The sequence below is a fragment of the Mesocryomonas fontinalis genome (assembly GCF_055730125.2).
Genome location: NZ_JBUZWG020000006.1, coordinates 164,704 through 181,370, shown reverse-complemented (window position 1 = coordinate 181,370; position 16,667 = coordinate 164,704). Strand labels below are relative to the sequence as shown.

The 16,667-nt window shown below is 68.5% G+C and carries 14 protein-coding genes; 13 read left to right on the top strand and 1 reads right to left on the bottom strand.

Annotation, left to right across the window (positions count from 1 at the left end; genetic code table 11):
• Positions 1-588 precede the first annotated feature (588 nt).
• The 4 genes from ACZL02_RS16080 to ACZL02_RS16065 all read left to right on the top strand — a co-directional run bounded on the left by ACZL02_RS16080 (position 589) and on the right by ACZL02_RS16065 (position 6,955).
• Positions 589-1,983, top strand: coding sequence for a dipeptidase (locus tag ACZL02_RS16080; RefSeq protein WP_472939270.1), 1,395 nt, complete (start codon positions 589-591; stop codon positions 1,981-1,983).
• Positions 1,984-2,204: 221 nt separating this feature from the next.
• Positions 2,205-3,023 (top strand): MipA/OmpV family protein, encoded by an 819-nt coding sequence (locus tag ACZL02_RS16075; RefSeq protein ID WP_472939269.1) that lies wholly within the window; start codon positions 2,205-2,207, stop codon positions 3,021-3,023.
• A 219-nt stretch (positions 3,024-3,242) separates the two neighbouring features.
• Positions 3,243-4,064, top strand: coding sequence for an alpha/beta fold hydrolase (locus tag ACZL02_RS16070; RefSeq protein WP_472939268.1), 822 nt, complete (start codon positions 3,243-3,245; stop codon positions 4,062-4,064).
• A 332-nt stretch (positions 4,065-4,396) separates the two neighbouring features.
• The gene (locus ACZL02_RS16065) at positions 4,397-6,955 is read left to right on the top strand and encodes a transglycosylase domain-containing protein (RefSeq protein WP_472939267.1); all 2,559 of its coding nucleotides are present in this window, start codon (positions 4,397-4,399) and stop codon (positions 6,953-6,955) included.
• A 140-nt stretch (positions 6,956-7,095) separates the two neighbouring features.
• On the opposite strand, the gene ACZL02_RS16060 is transcribed toward ACZL02_RS16065, so the two are convergent.
• A complete protein-coding gene (locus ACZL02_RS16060; RefSeq protein ID WP_472939266.1) occupies positions 7,096-9,768 on the bottom strand; it encodes a bifunctional acetate--CoA ligase family protein/GNAT family N-acetyltransferase in 2,673 nt (890 codons plus the stop codon).
• Between the two features lie 354 nt (positions 9,769-10,122).
• Between ACZL02_RS16060 and minC the strand changes: the two genes are divergently transcribed.
• From minC to ACZL02_RS16015, 9 genes are all read left to right on the top strand, one after another.
• Positions 10,123-10,863 (top strand): septum site-determining protein MinC, encoded by a 741-nt coding sequence (gene minC, locus ACZL02_RS16055; protein WP_472939265.1) that lies wholly within the window; start codon positions 10,123-10,125, stop codon positions 10,861-10,863.
• A 32-nt stretch (positions 10,864-10,895) separates the two neighbouring features.
• Positions 10,896-11,711 carry a septum site-determining protein MinD gene (minD, locus tag ACZL02_RS16050; protein ID WP_472934282.1) on the top strand — a complete coding sequence of 272 codons (816 nt, stop codon included), beginning with the start codon at positions 10,896-10,898 and terminating at the stop codon, positions 11,709-11,711.
• Positions 11,708-11,977, top strand: a complete 270-nt coding sequence (gene minE, locus ACZL02_RS16045) for a cell division topological specificity factor MinE (RefSeq protein ID WP_472939264.1) — start codon at positions 11,708-11,710, stop codon at positions 11,975-11,977. The genes minD and minE overlap by 4 nt, the downstream gene beginning before the upstream one ends.
• 37 nt (positions 11,978-12,014) lie before the next feature.
• The gene (locus ACZL02_RS16040) at positions 12,015-12,170 is read left to right on the top strand and encodes a hypothetical protein (protein ID WP_472934280.1); all 156 of its coding nucleotides are present in this window, start codon (positions 12,015-12,017) and stop codon (positions 12,168-12,170) included.
• A gap of 245 nt (positions 12,171-12,415) precedes the next feature.
• Positions 12,416-13,024, top strand: a complete 609-nt coding sequence (locus ACZL02_RS16035) for a YceI family protein (RefSeq protein WP_472939263.1) — start codon at positions 12,416-12,418, stop codon at positions 13,022-13,024.
• 67 nt (positions 13,025-13,091) lie between these two features.
• Positions 13,092-14,336 carry a cytochrome b/b6 domain-containing protein gene (locus ACZL02_RS16030; RefSeq protein WP_472939262.1) on the top strand — a complete coding sequence of 415 codons (1,245 nt, stop codon included), beginning with the start codon at positions 13,092-13,094 and terminating at the stop codon, positions 14,334-14,336.
• A 277-nt stretch (positions 14,337-14,613) separates the two neighbouring features.
• On the top strand, positions 14,614-15,042 hold the full coding sequence (locus ACZL02_RS16025) for a hypothetical protein (RefSeq protein ID WP_472939261.1): 429 nt from the start codon (positions 14,614-14,616) through the stop codon (positions 15,040-15,042).
• A 123-nt stretch (positions 15,043-15,165) separates the two neighbouring features.
• Entirely contained in the window at positions 15,166-15,381 is a 216-nt protein-coding gene (locus tag ACZL02_RS16020) for a CsbD family protein (RefSeq protein ID WP_472939260.1), read from the top strand.
• Between the two features lie 154 nt (positions 15,382-15,535).
• Positions 15,536-16,552 (top strand): AI-2E family transporter, encoded by a 1,017-nt coding sequence (locus tag ACZL02_RS16015; RefSeq protein WP_472939259.1) that lies wholly within the window; start codon positions 15,536-15,538, stop codon positions 16,550-16,552.
• The last annotated feature ends 115 nt before the right edge of the window (positions 16,553-16,667 follow it).

Genomic DNA, 16,667 nt, shown 5'->3' with positions numbered 1-16,667 from the left:
CACGCAAGTGACGGATTTGGCGGCGACACTTCTTGATCACGACACCGCCAAGGCGCACATCTCCAGCACCGGCGCGCTGAGCGCCGTCTTCGGCCAGAGCGTCGTCCCCCGCTTTCGTGCCGGATAGAGCCGATCGGTCCGATCCCCCCTCGTGGACCGCCGGCTGATGCAACGAAGCCGTCGCGGCAGTCCCCCTCGTGCCGCGGCGGCTTTGTGCTGTGAGGGCGCTTTTCTTTCCTTTTTCTTTTCCTTTTTTCGTCATCCCGGACTTAATCCGGGATCCATTCCTCAGCGCCGAACACATCAGAGTCGCTGAATTTGTTGCCGCCCGTCTCAGTCCTGAAATGGCTCGGGCATGGATTCCTGCGAAACCCTCTAGTTTCGCTGGGATCAAGTCCGGAATGACTATTGGATAGGGCGGATCCACTGGCCCGTGGCCAGATCTTCCGGCCGCGTCCCGTCATCACATGACGATGCCCTCCGCCCCGCCAGCGCGAACCTTGTCCTGTCGCCGAAACTTTGATCTAGACCCGGCAAGGCGGCAAGCCGCCATCCCTTCGCGCCGACATCCCTACGCAAGGAGCCGACATGCCCAGCCTCGACAGCGTCCTCGCCTGCCTCGACCTCAACCTCGACCGCTCGGTCGAGCGGTTGAGCGATCTCCTGCGCATTCCCTCGATCTCGACCGACCCGGCTTATGCCGGCGACTGCCGGCGCGCGGCGGAGTGGCTGGCCGGCGACCTTTCCGCCATCGGCTTCCAGGCGGAGGTGCGCGACACAACCGGCCATCCGATGGTGGTCGCCCACCACGACGGCCCCGCCGGCACGCCGCATGTCCTGTTCTATGGCCATTACGACGTGCAGCCGGTCGATCCGGTGGCGCTCTGGGACACCGACCCCTTCGACCCCCAGCTCGTGACCATGCCGGACGGCGCCAAGCGCATCACCGGCCGCGGCTCCTCCGATGACAAGGGTCAGCTGATGACCTTCATCGAGGCCTGCCGCGCCTTCAAGGCGGAGACCGGCGAACTGCCGTGCCGGGTGACGATCTTCCTCGAGGGCGAGGAAGAGTCCGGCTCGCCCTCGCTGCTGCCCTTCATGGACGCCCACAAAGCCGAGCTGACCGCCGACATCGCGCTGATCTGCGACACCAACATGTGGGACAAGGACACGCCGGCGATCTCGACGGGCCTGCGCGGCCTGGTCGGCGAGGAGGTGGTGATCCGCGCCGCCGACAAGGACCTGCACTCCGGCTATTTCGGCGGGGCGGCCGCCAATCCGATCCGCATCCTCGCCGAGATCATCGCCGACCTGCACGACGACGAGGGCCGGGTGACACTCCCCGGCTTCTACGACGGCGTCCAGGAACTGCCGGCGAGCGTCAAGGCGGTGTGGGATGCGCTCGGCTTCGACGAGGCCGCCTTCCTCGGCTCGGTCGACCTGTCGGTACCCGCCGGCGAGAAGGGCCGCTCGGTGCTCGAGCAGACCTGGTCGCGGCCGACCGCCGAGGTCAACGGCATCACCGGCGGCTATGCCGGCAAGGGTTTCAAGACCGTGATCGCCTCGGAGGCCTCGGCCAAGATCTCGTTCCGCCTCGTCTTCGAGCAGGACCCGGCGGCGATCCGCGACGCCTTCCGCGCCTTCGTCACCGAGCGCCTGCCGGCGGACTGCTCGGTCACCTTCCACGAGCACGGCGCCTCGCCGGCGATCCAGCTGCCCTTCGATTCGGCCGTGCTGACCACGGCGCGCCAGGCGCTGTCCGACGAATGGCCGAAGCCGGCGGTGATGATCGGCATGGGCGGCTCGATCCCGGTCGTCGGCGAGTTCAAGCGCCGCCTCGGCATGGATTCGCTGCTGATCGGCTTCGCGCTCGGCGACGATCGCATCCATTCGCCGAACGAGAAGTACGAGCTGACCTCCTTCCACAAGGGCCAGCGCTCCTGGGCGCGGGTGCTCGCGGCACTCGGCGCGACCGAGGCCTGAAGCCGCCATCCGGCGCCTTCCCCAGCGGAATAGAAATGTGACGAAATCGCGGCAACGTGTTGCGAATCGTGGCCTTCCTGCAACGTTGCCTGGCCAAACATTGGCGCTGGGTCGGTCCCGGCGCCGGTGTGTTGCTTTGGTGATTGCCGGCCCGGCGGTTTCAGACGAGAGCTTCATCCATGCACCGGCTCAGCCATCGAGCCGCTTTCCGGAGTTCTCAGATGTCCCGTACCCTTCTCGCCGCCTCGCTTCTCGCCCTCGTCGCCGCGGCCCCTGCCCTTGCCGCCGACATGACGTCCTACGATGCGCCGGCCGAAGCCCCGCTGGTCACCACCAACACCGACCTCATCATCGAGCTCGGCGTCGGCGGCCGGATCCAGCCGGAATACGAAGGCTCGAAGGACTACGAGGTCTCGCCTTTCCCGATCATCAACCTCGGCTACCTCAACATCCCCGGCGTTCTGGAGCTCGGCAGCACCTCGCCGCAGGGCGGCGGCCTGTCGATCGGACCGTCCTTCGACTACATCGGCGAGCGCGAGGCGCGCGACTATGACGAGCTGCGCGGCCTGCGCGACGTCGACGCCACCTACGCCGCCGGCATCAAGCTCGGCTACGAGTGGCAGTATGCGGAAGTCTACGGTGCCGTGCGCTACGCCTTCGGCGGCGCGGAAGGCTTCATGGGCGAAGTCGGCGCGAACCTCATCGCCCGGCCGACCCCGGAACTCGAGCTGAAGGCCGGCCCGGTCGTCTCCTTCGCCTCGGAAGACTACATGGACACCTATTTCGGCGTCTCGAACACCGAGTCCTTCAACTCGGGCGGCCGTCTCGGCGCCTACGATCCCGATGGCGGCTTCAAGTCGGCCGGCATTGCCGCCGCGGCCCGCTACGAGTTCCGTCCTGACTGGTTCCTCAACGCCGACGCGTCCTGGACCAGCATGATCGGCGACGCCAAGGATTCGCCGATCGTCCGCGTTGGCGACAGCGACCAGTACACTTTCGGCCTCGGCATCTCCAAGCGCTTCACGCTCGACGTCTTCTGAGAAAACCCCGGGTTTTCGATTTGAGAAAACCGCGTTTCCGAACGCTTCCGACATGACGCGATGGCCGGTCCGCAAGGATCGGCCATTTTGCATTTCGCCCCCGTGTGTTGCCCGCTCACAAGGCTGCGAGGACGGAACACTCCCGGCAGCAGGCGATTGGGTTCACTCCGGCCGAGCGCCAGCCGTTTGTTCAGCGCTTGCCTTTGCAAGGAGTCCCGCATGCCCTTCATCAAGACCGCCGACCAGACCGAGCTCTACTACACCGACTGGGGAACGGGCACGCCGATCGTCCTGATCCATGGCTGGCCGGTGACCTCGGCGATGTGGGAGTATCAGGCGGCGCCGCTCGTCGAGGCCGGTTTCCGGGTTGTCGCCTATGACCGTCGCGGCTTCGGCAAGTCGTCGCAGCCCTATGACGGCTACGACTACGACACGCTGTCGGACGATCTTGCCGCGGTGCTCGACCAGCTCGACCTCGACAAGGCCGTGCTCGTCGGCTTCTCGATGGGGGGCGGCGAAGTCGCCCGCTACATGTCGCGGCATGGCGGCAAGCGCGTCGCCAAGACGGTGCTGGTCTCGGCCGTGACGCCGTACCTCCTCAAGACCTCCGACAATCCGGAAGGTGTCGATGCCAGCGTCTTCGAGGAGATCCTCGACGGCCTGCGCGCCGACCGGCCGCATTTCCTCGCGGGCTTCGCCAAGAGCTTCTACAATGCGGGCATGCTGAACTTCCAGGTCTCGGCCGAGATCCTCGATCAGTTCGTGTCGCTCGCCCTCCTGGCCTCGCCGAAGGCGACGCTCGACTGCGTCAACGCCTTCGCGCGGACCGACTTCCGCGCGGACATGGCGCATTTCAAGGTACCGACCCTCGTCATCCACGGCGACGCCGACCAGACCGTCCCCTTCGCCGCCTCGGCCGAGCGTGTGCCGGCGCTCGTCCCCTCGGCCGAACTCAAGGTCTATGAAGGCGCGCCGCATGGGCTCTACTTCACCGAGAAGGATCGCCTGACAGCCGACCTCATCGCCTTCGCCGGCCGCTGAGAAGACGTTCGATTGCTTGATGAGAAGGGGCTGGCACACGCGTGCCGGCCCTTTTTGCTGTCGGCACCGGCCGTCGCAGTACCGCGGTGCCCGAAAGCTGAAGATGGCGCCGCAAAGCCTTTGGCGCTGGGCGCCAAATGCGCTAAAGCCGGATGATCCGACGCCGCGACCATGCGTAACGCCCCGTTAAATAGCCGCATTTAGTGTCCAATCGACCCCGATCGCGGCAACGCCCCGCGGCCATCGTCAGCGGTTTGGTATCCCGCCGGTCGGTCGCCGTGGCGACCCCCGACAGCAGCGCGTTCCCGTGGAGCGGCAAGGCAAAGGTATTCATGGCCCCACGGCGCAAAGGCGAACGCATCGAACCGAGCTTCGGCGCGGACCGGAAGGAAGACGATTTCCGGCTATCGGCCGACGACCGTGCCGTCCGCAGCGACAGCGAGCCGTCCCGCAAGGCCCCGCGCCGCCAGGCGAAAGCCGAGCTGGCGCTCGAGGACGACGGCAATGCGCAGCGCCGGCGTTTCTTCGGTGGTGGCGGTGGTGGCAATGGCGGAAACGGCAGCGGTTCGAGCGGCGATGGCCGGGGCGGTCGTCCGCCGCGGCGTCGGCGCAGCTTCTTCGGCCACGTGTTCCGCCTTGCCTTCTTCACCGGGCTCTGGGGCGCGCTCGCGGTCCTCGCGGTCATCGTCTATTTCGCCATCAAGCTGCCGCAGGAGGCCTGGGCGATCCCGGACCGGCCGCCGAACGTCAAGATCGTCTCGGTCTCCGGCGATCTCCTCGCCAACCGCGGCCTGACCGGCGGCGAGGCGGTCTCGCTCGACGAGATGAGCAGCTTCATCCCGCAGGCGGTGATGGCGATCGAGGACCGGCGCTTCTATTCGCACTGGGGCGTCGACCCCGTCGGCATCGTCCGGGCCTTCGCCGAGAACATGGCGGCGGGCGCCACCGTGCAAGGTGGCTCGACGCTGACCCAGCAGCTGGCGAAGAACATCTTCCTCAATCCCGAGCAGACCCTGCAGCGCAAGGTGCAGGAGGCGATCCTTTCGATCTGGCTGGAACAGAAGTTCACCAAGGACCAGATCATCGAGATGTACCTCAACCGGGTGTATTTCGGCTCGGGCGCCACCGGCGTCGAGGCCGCGGCCCGGCGCTACTTCAACAAGTCGGCGAAGGACGTCGACCTCGGCGAGGCGGCGCTGCTGGCCGGCCTCCTCAAGGCGCCCTCGCGGCTGTCGCCGGTCAAGGATCCCGCCGCCGCCAAGGCACGTGCCGCCGTCGTGCTGCAGGCCATGCTCGACGAGAAGATGATCGACAAGGCGCAGCTCGACGCGGCTTTGGAAGAGAAGTCGACGGGCTCGAAGAGCTACTGGAACGGCGCCGAGAACTACGCGGCCGACATCGTCATGCGCGACCTGAAGACGCTGGTCGGCGACGTGAAGGGCGACGTCGTCGTCGAGACGACGATCGACCTCGGGCTCGAGAAAGACGCCGAGAAGGCGATCCGCACGACGCTCGACGGAGCGAAGGCCAACGCCAGCCAGGGCGCGCTCGTCGCCGTCGACGGCACCGGCGCGATCCGCGCGCTGGTCGGCGGGCGCGACTATGCCGACAGCCAGTTCAACCGCGCGGTCGATGCCAAGCGCCAGCCGGGCTCGGCCTTCAAGCCCTTCGTCTACCAGACCGCGCTGGAATACGGCTGGCGGCCGGAGTCCATGGTCGACGATGCTCCGACCAAGATCGGCAACTGGACGCCGTCCAACTACGACCGCAAGTTCCGCGGCCCGGTGACGGTCGCCTATGCGCTCGCGCATTCGCTGAACACCATCGCCGCGCAGCTGACCGCCAATGTCGGGGCCAAGGCGGTGATCGAGACCGCCGCCCGCATGGGGGTGAAGACGCCGCTGGTCGACAATGCGTCGATCGCGCTCGGCACGTCCGAGGTCTCGCTGGTCGAACTCACCGGCGCCTATGCGCCGTTCGCCAATGGCGGCTACGAGGCGACGCCGCATCTCGTCAACCGTGTCACCGATTCGGCCGGCAAGGTGCTCTACGAGCGCGAGGCAGCCGTGCCGCCGATCATCGTCACCAACGACATCGTGGCGATGATGAACGCCATGCTGGAAGGCGTCGTGACCTCTGGCACCGGCCGCAAGGCCGCGATCCCCGGCTGGCAGGCGGCCGGCAAGAGCGGCACGACGCAGGACTTCAAGGACGCCTGGTTCCTCGGCTACACCGCCAACCTCACCACCGGCGTCTGGATCGGCAACGACAACGGCGCGCTGATGAAGAAGGTCACCGGCGGCGGGCTGCCGGCCGAGGCCTGGCACACGTTCATGGTCGCGGCGCACCAGGGGCTGCCGGCGATGCCGCTGCCGGGCGACTACCAGATCGGCGGCGAGCACGAGGCACCGCTGACCGCCTCGACCAATCCGGACGAGCCGACGGGTGGCTTCTACGACAGCGAGCTGCCACCGGCCGGCACCGACCCGAACGCCGCCTTGCCGCCGCGGGACCCGGCGGACGCCGAGGCGCCGCAGGCCGAGTTGCCGCCGATGACGACGCAGCCGACCGAGATCGCACCGCGCACCGTCGCGCGCGAGCCGGCGCCGCGCCGCCGCGAGGCGCTGCCGGACGACGACGTCTACGGCGTCGACCCGCTGCCGCCGGAACAGGACATCTACGGCAGCGGCGAGCTGCCGCCGGAGGACGGCTATTACGACGGCGGCGGCGCCATGCGGGCGCCGGACGAGATCGCCCCCGCCCGCGGTCCCTCGCGCATCGTCCGCCGCGACCGGCCGGAGCCCGGCGCGATCCTCGAGGGTCCGGTCGGCAACGGCGACGGCGGCCGCGCCTCCGACCGCTCGCTGTTCCGCGACCTGTTCGGCGGCTAGCAGCATCCTTCTTGATGGGGTGGCCTCACCCCATCAAAATAGGTGCCCGTCGTTTGAAGCAGTCCGATCCACCAGAAGGCCGCCGGGCACTCCGGCGGCCTTCTGCGTTTTCGTGTTTCACGTGAATCATTCTGGCGGCCTCAGGACGGCACGGCGATCTCCACCAGCACCACGGAGGCGTCGTCCGGCTTGGTCCTCGAGCCGAAGCCGATCCGCTTCACCATCTTCAGCATCTGGGTGTTCTCGCGCAGCACCTCGCCATGCACCCGGACGATCCCGCGCTTGCCGGCATAGGCAAGGATTTCCGCCATCAGCAGCGAGCCGAGGCCGACGCCCTTCAGATCGGAGCGGACCATGACCGCGAACTCGCCAGCCTCGCCATCGGGATCGGCGATCAGCCGGACGACGCCGCTGATCTCGTCCGATCCGTCCGCCAGCGCCACGAAGGCCATTTCGCGGTCGTAGTCGACCTGGGTCAGCCGGGCAGCGAAGGCGTGGCTGAAATCGCTGCGGGGGGCGAAGAAGCGCAGCCGGACGTCGTCCTGCGAGGACGCCTGCAGCATCCGCACGATCGCCGCCTCGTCCTCCGGCCGGATCGGCCTCACGGCATAGACAGCACCCCGGCTCGTCCGGACGGGATGCGCGAGCTCGCGCGGATAGGGACGGATGGCCGGCGGCGGCGGCCGCGTGCCCGCCGGCCGCAGGACGATCCGGGCGTCGAGCGCCAGCACGCCCTTGGCGCCGGCGATCAGCGGATTGATCTCGAGCGACATCACGTCGGCCAGGTCCGAGGCGAGGTGCGACAGCTGCACCAGCGCCAGCGCCACCGCCTCGCGATCGACCGGGGTCCCGCCGCGGTGGCCGTCGAACAGCTTCGAGACGCGGGTCCGGGCGATCATCTCGCCGGCGAGGACATCGTTCAGCGGCGGCAGGCCGACCACCCGGTCGCCGATGACGTCGGCTGCCGTGCCGCCCTCGCCGAACAGGATCACCGGCCCGAACACCTTGTCCTCCGAGACGCCGAGGCTGAGCTCGCGGGTCTCGCCGCGGCGGATCATCGGCTGGACAAGGAACCCGTCGACCGCGGCACCCGGTGCCTTCGCCCGCACCGCGGCCAGCATGTCGGCCGCCGCCTCGCGCAGCACCGCGGCCGAGCCGATGGAGAGGTGAACCCCGCCGACGTCGGACTTCAGGTGAATGTCGTCGGACCGGATCTTCAGCACCACCGGAAAGCCGATCGCCTCTGCAGCCGCACAGGCCGCGTCCACGTCGGCGGCGACGGCGGTCTCGACCGTCGGAATGCCGTAGGCGGAGAGCAGCGCCAGGGCGGCCGGGCCGTGCAGCACGTTGCGGCCGGCCGCGCGCGCCTCGGCGATCAGCGCCTCCGCCTGCGACCGGTCGAACCGCAGCGCCTCGGCCGTGCCGCCCGGCGTCTGCATCAGGAGATCCTGGTTGCGGCGGTAGTCGTCGAGCTGCACGAAGGCCTGCACGGCGCGCTCGGGGGTGGTGTAGGTCGCGACCTTGGCGGCATCGAAGATGCGCCGCGCGGCCCCGGCCGATTCGCCGCCGAGCCAGCAGGTGAGCACGGGCTTGCGCCGCTTGCCGGCGACCTCGGCCACCGCCTTCGCCGCCGCCAGGCTGTCGGCGAGCGCCGTCGGGCAGTTGAGCACGAGCACCGCGTCAGCCGCCCCGGAATCCAGCATCATCGCCGCGGCCGCGGCATAGCGGGTGCCGTCCGCATCGCCCCGGATGTCGACGGGATGGGCGATCTCAGCCGCTCCCGGCAGCAAGGCTGCGAGCGCCTCGAGCGTTGCCGCCGGCAGTTCGGCGAGGCGCCCCCCGGTGCGGGCAACGGCATCGGCCGCCATCACGCCGATGCCGCCGCCATTGGTCAGCACTGCCAGCCGGTCGCCGCGCACCCGCAGGCCCGAGGACAGCGTCGCCACCGCCTGGAACAGCTCGCCGAGCGTGTCGACCCGCAGCATGCCGGCGCGCCGGAAGGCGGCGTCGTAGACCGCATCCGCGCCCGCCACGACGCCGCTGTGCGCCATCGCCGCCAGCGCGCCCTCGGCCGTGCGCCCGGCCTTGACCACCACCACCGGCTTGGTGCGCGACGCGATCCGCGCCGCCGAGATGAACTTGCGCGCCTCGGTGATCGCCTCGACGTAGAGAAGGATGATCCGGGTGTGCGGGTCGGACTCCAGGACGTCGAGCATGTCGCCGAAGTCGACGTCGCTCATCGCCCCCAGAGAGACGATGTGGGAGAAGCCGATGCCGCGTTCCGCCGCCCAGTCGAGCACGGAGGTCGCGATCAGGCCGGACTGGGTGAGGAAGGCGATGTTGCCCGGCGCCGGCGCGCGGTGGGCATAGCTCGCATTGATGCCGCTCTGCGTCGAGATGACGCCGAGCCCGTTCGGCCCGACGATGCGCAGGAGATGCGGCTTTGCGGCATCGAGCATCGCCTGGCGCAAGGCGATGCCCTCGGCCCCGCCATCCTCGCCGAAGCCGACGGTGACGACGATCGCCGCGCGGCAGCCGCGCCGGCCGAGATCGTCGATGAGGCCGGGCAGCGTCTCCGGCGGCGTCGCGATGACGGCAAGGTCCGGCGTCACCGGCAGATCGGCGACGCCGGGATAGGTCAGCACCGAGCGAATCACCCGGCGCTGCGGATCGACCGGCAGGATCGGGCCGTCGAAGCCGCTTTCCATGAGGTTGCGGGCGAGCACCGCGCCGATCGAGCGTTCGACGGTGCTGGCCCCAAGCAGCGCGATGGCGCGGGGACGAAACAGGGCATCGAGGTTTCGAACCGACATCGGGATCCTTCCGGGCCGAAAGGCCCTCTTGCTGGATGTCCGGGCCGGAAGGCCCTCATGCTGGATATCCGGGCCGGAGGGCCCTCTTGCTGGCTGGCCGGGCCGGGAGGCCCTTATGCTGGCTGTCCGGGCCGGAGGGCCCTTATGCGGGATGTCGCCCCTGCCCCCTGCAATTCAAGGCCTGAAGCGCCGGAGGGCGCCCTCGACGCCATCCTTGCCCAAATTAAAATACCAGCGTCGTCAATTGCTTAGGTTTGGCGACGGGTGGACCGTAAGCTCGGCACAGGCTGGAGAACTTAACGCCTTGTTAACGATGACGGGCTTAGATCGTACCGCAACCAAGCCTTAACCAAGATGACCGAAGCGTTAACCATGATCAAACCGGTCCGCCTCCGCGGCAGATCCTTCCTCGCCCTCGTCCTTTCGCCGGAGCTTCCGCTGAAGGACTGGCTGGCGAGCCTCGACGACCTCGCCAAGCGTTCGACCGGCTTCTTCCTGGGCAGGCCGATCGTGCTGGACATCGGCGGCCTCGGCATCGACCGCGAGGCGCTGACCGGCCTCATCGCGGCGCTCGGCGAGCGCAACGTCCGGATCATGGGCATCGAAGGCGCCATTCCCTCGCAGCTGTCGCCCGGCATGCCGCCGGAAATGCGCGGCGGCCGCGCCGCCGAAGACATCGAGGCCGTCGACGACGCATCAGTCCCCGCGGCGACGACGGCGCCGTCCGCCGCAACCGCGCCACAACCTTCGCCCATCCTGCCGGCACAGGCGTCGCTTCTCGTCGACGTGCCCGTGCGTTCGGGCCAGTCGATCATCTTTCCCGAGGGCGACGTCACCATTCTCGGCTCCGTCGCCTCGGGCGCGGAAGTCATCGCCGGCGGCTCGATCCACGTCTACGGCGCGCTGCGCGGCCGGGCGCTGGCGGGCTCGGCGGGCCAGGCCGGCGCGCGCATATTCTGCCGCAAGCTGCAGGCCGAACTGATCGCGATCGACGGCCTCTACAAGACCGCCGAAGACATCGAACCTGGCCTTGTCGGCCAATCCATTCAGGCCTGGCTGGACGGCGACGAGCTGAAGACCGCCGTCCTCGCCTGAATTTGACGAATTGAAATAGAAGGAGGCCTGAGATGGCACGAGTGATGGTGGTGACATCGGGCAAGGGCGGCGTCGGCAAGACGACGTCGACGGCAGCCCTTGGCGCGGCCCTGGCCCAGGGCGGACAGAGCGTCTGCGTGGTCGACTTCGACGTCGGCCTGCGCAACCTCGACCTCGTGATGGGCGCCGAGCGGCGCGTGGTCTACGACCTCATCAACGTCGTCCAGGGCGATGCCAAGCTTGCCCAGGCGCTGATCCGCGACAAGCGGATCGACACGCTGCATCTCCTTCCGGCCTCGCAGACCCGCGACAAGGACAACCTCACCGTCGAGGGCGTCGACCGCGTGATGGCCGAGCTGCGCGAGAAATTCGACTGGGTGATCTGCGACAGCCCGGCCGGCATCGAGCGCGGCGCGACGCTCGCCATGCGCCATGCCGACGTCGCCGTCGTCGTGACCAATCCGGAAGTGTCCTCGGTGCGCGACTCCGACCGCATCATCGGCATCCTCGACGCCAAGACGCTGAAGGCCGAGCGCGGCGAGCGGATGGAGAAGCATCTCCTCCTCACCCGCTACGACGTCGCCCGCGCCGAGCGCGGCGACATGCTGAAGGTCGAGGACGTGCTGGAGATCCTGTCGATCCCGCTGCTCGGCATCATTCCGGAGAGCCCGGAAGTGCTGCGTGCCTCGAACACCGGCACGCCGGTGACGATCAGCGACGCCACCAGCGCGCCGGCGCGGGCCTACATGGACGCCGCCCGCCGCCTCAACGGCGCCGACATCGCGATGACCGTTCCGGGCGACCGGAAGGGCTTCCTCGGACGGCTGTTCGGAAGGAGGGCGGCATGAGCCTGTTCAGCTTCCTCAATAAACGCTCCACCGCCCCGGCGGCGCGGGAGCGCCTGCAAATTCTCCTCGCGCACGAGCGTTCGACGATCGGCCAGTCCGATCTGGTGGCGCTGCTGCGGGAGGAGATTCTCGCGGTCATCGCCAAGCATGTCGAAATCGATCGCGACAAGGTGAAGGTGAAGATGGACAGCGGCAATGCCGTCTCGACGCTCGAGGTGGACATCGAACTGCCCATCAGCCCGGTCCGGCTTGCCGCCGCGCATTGAAACGTCCGTCAAACCCCATCAACGGAAAGGAAATGCCATGACACGTGCCGATCTCCTGAAGCGCCTGCAGAACGTGCAGAACGCCCCGCAGCTGAAGGGCCGCGACGTCCGCTCGATCAGTGCCATCCTCAGCATGGACGCGCTGCTGAAGCATGTGGAAGTGTGCGAGGCGACCGCCCGCCAGCCGAACTGACTGTCCCGGTGCGCCGGGCGGACAGCCCGGCGCACCCTTGCCAGAACACCGCCAGAACCCTGGTGCGGCCAGCGCGAACCCGCGGCGCCCTCGGAAAATATCCTTCCTCGACAAAGCCAAGATCCGGCCGCGGCTTCCCCCAAGGACGCCTGACGCTGAACAGTGCGTCGCACCTGCCGGGATTTTGCACTGCGATACGATCGCTTAGGGTCCGTTCACTTCCAACCTAAGGAACGTAAGCGACCATGACTCTCGTGAAATCCCTGATCATCGCCTCGACCGCGCTCGTCGGCGTCTCCGCCGCCTCGGCCCAGACCATCGGCGTTCCCGCCGGCAGCTATGTCAGCGACCCCACCCACACCAACCTGCTCTGGTCGGTCAGCCATTTCGGCGTGTCCAACTACATCGGTCGCTTCGACGGCATCCAGGCGACGCTCGAGATCGACCCGGCCGACCCGACCAAGTCGAAGCTCACCGCGACGATCGACCCGGCCTCGGTCGACGTGAACTACCCGAAGGACGACAAGGACTTCGCCGCCGAGATCGAGAGCGACATGTTCCTCGACGCCGGCAAGTTCAAGGACATCAAGTTCGTCTCGACCGAGATCAAGACCACCGGCGCCGACACCGGCACGGTGACCGGTGACCTCACCTTCCACGGCGTGACCAAGCCGGTGACGCTCGACGTCAAGATGAACGCCGCGCTGAACCCGCACCCGATGTCGAAGAAGCCGGTCGTCGGCTTCTCGGCCACCGGCACCATCAAGCGCTCCGATTTCGGCGTTGCCACGCTGGTCGGCCCGATCGGCGACGACGTCAAGCTGACGATCGAGACCGAGTTCGGCGCGAAGTAAGACGCGTCCGCCAGGAAGGGCCTGATCGAAGGATCGGGCCCTTTCTCTGTCAGCGCAGGAGAAGACGATGCCGGGAACGACGTTCAACCGCGGTGCGATCCAAGCCGCCGGGGGCGAGACCGTCCGGGGCTACAATGCCGGGGCGATGCTGCTGCACTGGGCGATCGCGCTGGCGATGCTGTTCCAGCTCGCCATCGGGTTCGCGATGAGCCGGCTCGACATCTTTCCCGATACGCTGCGCTTCACGCTGTTCCAGTGGCACAAGACCGTCGGCCTCCTGGTGCTGACGCTGACCTTCGCACGCATCGCCTGGCGGCTGTTCAACCCGCCGCCGCCGCATGGGGCCATGCGCCCCACCGAGGCGGCGCTCGCGGGCGTCGTGCATTTCCTGTTCTACGCCCTGATGCTGGCGGTGCCGCTGTCCGGCTGGGTGCTGGTCTCGGCCTCGCCGACCCGCATTCCGACGCTGCTCTTCCTCTCCGACCTCTTGCCCTGGCCGAACCTTCCGGTGGCGGCGAGTGCGGCCACCGAGGAGACCGCCGAGACCGTCCACATCTGGCTCGCCTACTCCGTCGCCGGCCTGATCGTCCTCCACGTCGCCGGCGCGCTGAAGCATTCCCTCGTCGACCGCGCGCCGTCCTTCTCCCGCATGCTGCCGGTGGGCCGGCTGCCGCGCCAGTCGGCCGCGCTCCTCGCCATTCCCATCGCGATTGCCGCCAGCGCCGTCTTCCTCGGCGGCGGCCTCGCCGTCGGTGGCGGCAGCGCCGCGACCGGGGCGACGAACGCTGCCGTGGTCGCCGCCCCGGCGGCATCCGGCACCGGCTGGACCATCGACAAGCCGGCCTCGACGCTCGGCTACACCGCGACGTTCTCCGGCAAGACCATCGGTGGCACGATCGGCAACTGGGATGCCGCCGTCGTCTTCGACCCCGAGAACCTTGCCGACGCCTCGGCGAAGATCGTCGTCGACAGCGCCTCGGTGACCATCGACGACGCCTTCGTGCGCTCCAACCTTGCCGGCCCCGACGGCCTCGACGCCGCGGCGCAACCGCAGGCGAGCGTCGCGCTCGGTGCCTTCGAGAAGACCGCAAGCGGCTTCCTCGGCAAGGGCACGATGACGATCAAGGGCACCAGCCAGCCGATCGAGGTGCCTTTCAGCTTCACCGAGAGCCAGGACGGCACGGCGCACGTCACCGGCACCGCAAGCTTCGACCGCATGGCCTACCGGCTCGGCGCTGCGAACGACGCGACCGGCCAGTGGCTGGCGCTGCCGGTCACCATCGCCTTCGATCTCAAGGCCCGCCGGCAGTAAGGGCCGGCGGGGAGAACCCGTACCGGCCGGGCTCCCCGGCACTGAGAAGGCTGCCGGTTCGATGCGCCCGGATCACTTCGCTGCGACGCACGACCGCATCGGCGGCCAAAAGGCCCCCGAGGGTTGATCTTGACAGGGCCGGCATGGTCCAACGTCGATCATGATCCTGCCCGACCCCACATGCTGCCGCCGGCTTCCTACAGGGGAGCCTTCCGCCCGCGACGGACGCGGGACGGAAGGCCGGCGCCAGGCGCGCGACGGGCGGCCGGGAGCGCTCGTGCCGGTCCTCCTGGGCGCAATATTCGTCCTCGGCCTCGCCGTGCTTCCGCTCCCCGCGGCCGCGGCGGACGGGGCGCCGGCCATCTGCACCGAGGCCAGCCGGAGCGACCGCAAGGCGACCTGCATCGAGGAAGGCGACATGGGCATCGAGAAGGGTCTCGCCTGGGTGCTGCTCGACGTCGACACGCCCTCGATCGCCAATCCCGGCTGTCCCGCGGAGAAGGCGGACGGCGAGGCGGCGCGGGCACGGCTGATCGCCTTGATGGCACCCGGCTACAGCCTCATCGACAGCGGCCGACGCGACCGCAGCCGCCGGGCGCGCGTCACCATCCAACTCGCCGACGGGCGCGATGCCGGCAGCGTGCTGATCGCCGAGGACCTCGCGCAGCCCTGGCGGAGCAAGGGCAATGTCTGGTGCGGCTGGTAGGCGAAGGGACAGTTCTGCAGGGCGTCTGCGGGGCATTGCGCGCCTCTCTCACGGCCGAATGAACCAAACCGTACGCTGCGCATTTTCCTCTCCAGCGACACGGGTGTCCGCGGGAGAAAATCGATGGGTAGCACGGGCGACAAGATTTCGGGCCTCGCCAACGAGGCAGTCGGCAACCTCAAGCAGGCGGCCGGCAAGGTCACCGGCAACGAGCGTCTGCAGGCAGACGGCAAGGCGCAGGAAGTGAAGGGCGAGGCCCAGCAAGCCGTGGGCGACGCCAAGTCGTCGATCAAGAGCGGCGCCGATACCCTCAGCGACGCGGCGCACCGCAAGCTCTAAATCCGGAAGGATCGAAGCGGAAGGGCGGGAACCATGACGGTTCCCGCCCTTTTCTCGTTCAGCTTCGTGCACCCCGATATTCCCTGCGACCTCTGGTTTCCTCCGCCCTCCCGGCGGGACCCGCGATGGCCCGGGACTGACGCCAAGGACCGGCATGCCCCGCTCGACCGTTTCCATCCTCGTCCTCTCGGCTGCCTTCGTCCTCCTTCTGTGGATGACGCCGGACGTGCTCCTCGTCGTCTTCGCGGGCATCCTGATGGCGGTTTTCCTGCGGGGCGGCGGCAACTGGATCGCCGACAAGACCGGCATGGCACGCGGGTATGGGCTCGCGGTCTTCTGCGTCGGGCTGACGGTGCTCGGGCTGGTGTTCCTCGGCTTTGCGGGCGCTGCCCTCGCCGACCAGGTGCAGCAGCTGTTCGACCGGCTGCCGGAAGCGCTGCGAACGGCGCGCAGCTACATCGACGACCATGCCTGGATCAACGATACGCTGCAGAAGCTCGATCCGAGCACCATCGCGCCGTCGAGCACCGGCGCCAAGTCGGCGCTGTCCTCGACCTTCGGGGCTTTTGGCAACGCCGTCATCATCGCCTTCATCGGCCTCTACGGCGCCGCTAGTCCCGGCACGTACATGACCGGGTTCACGCTGCTCCTCGCCCCTTCCGCCCGGCCGAAAGGGCGGTCCATGCTGGTGGAAGCCGGCATTGCGCTGCGCGGCTGGCTGAAGGCGCAGTTCGTCTCGATGGCCGTCGTCGGCGTGCTGACGGGAATCGGGCTCTGGCTGCTCGGCGTGCCGCTGGCGCCGATCCTCGCGGTCCTCGCCGCGCTGATGACCTTCATCCCGAACATCGGCCCGGTCCTCGCGGCGGTGCCGGCCGTGCTGCTCGGACTTTCCGACGGGTTGACGACCGCGCTCTGGATCGTCGGGCTCTACGTCGTCGTCCAGACGATCGAGAGCTATCTCGTCACCCCGCGCGTCCAGGAGAGCGCGGTCTCGCTGCCCCCGGCGCTGACGATATCGGTCCAGCTGCTGTTCGGCACGCTCTTCGGCATCCTCGGCCTCGCGCTCGCGACACCGCTCGCCGCCGTCGCGCTCCGGCTGGGACAGACCTTCTACGTCAAGGACTATCTCGACCGCGAGCCGCCCAGCCCGCTGCTCGACCGGGCCGGCTGACCGTCCCTGTCGCCGGGGCCGGACTACCGGTAATATCTGCGGCAGGGCGCAGCAACCGGCTGCTCGAGGCGTTCGCAGCCCCTTGATGCGCCGGCCGATCCGAAGACCGCCCGGC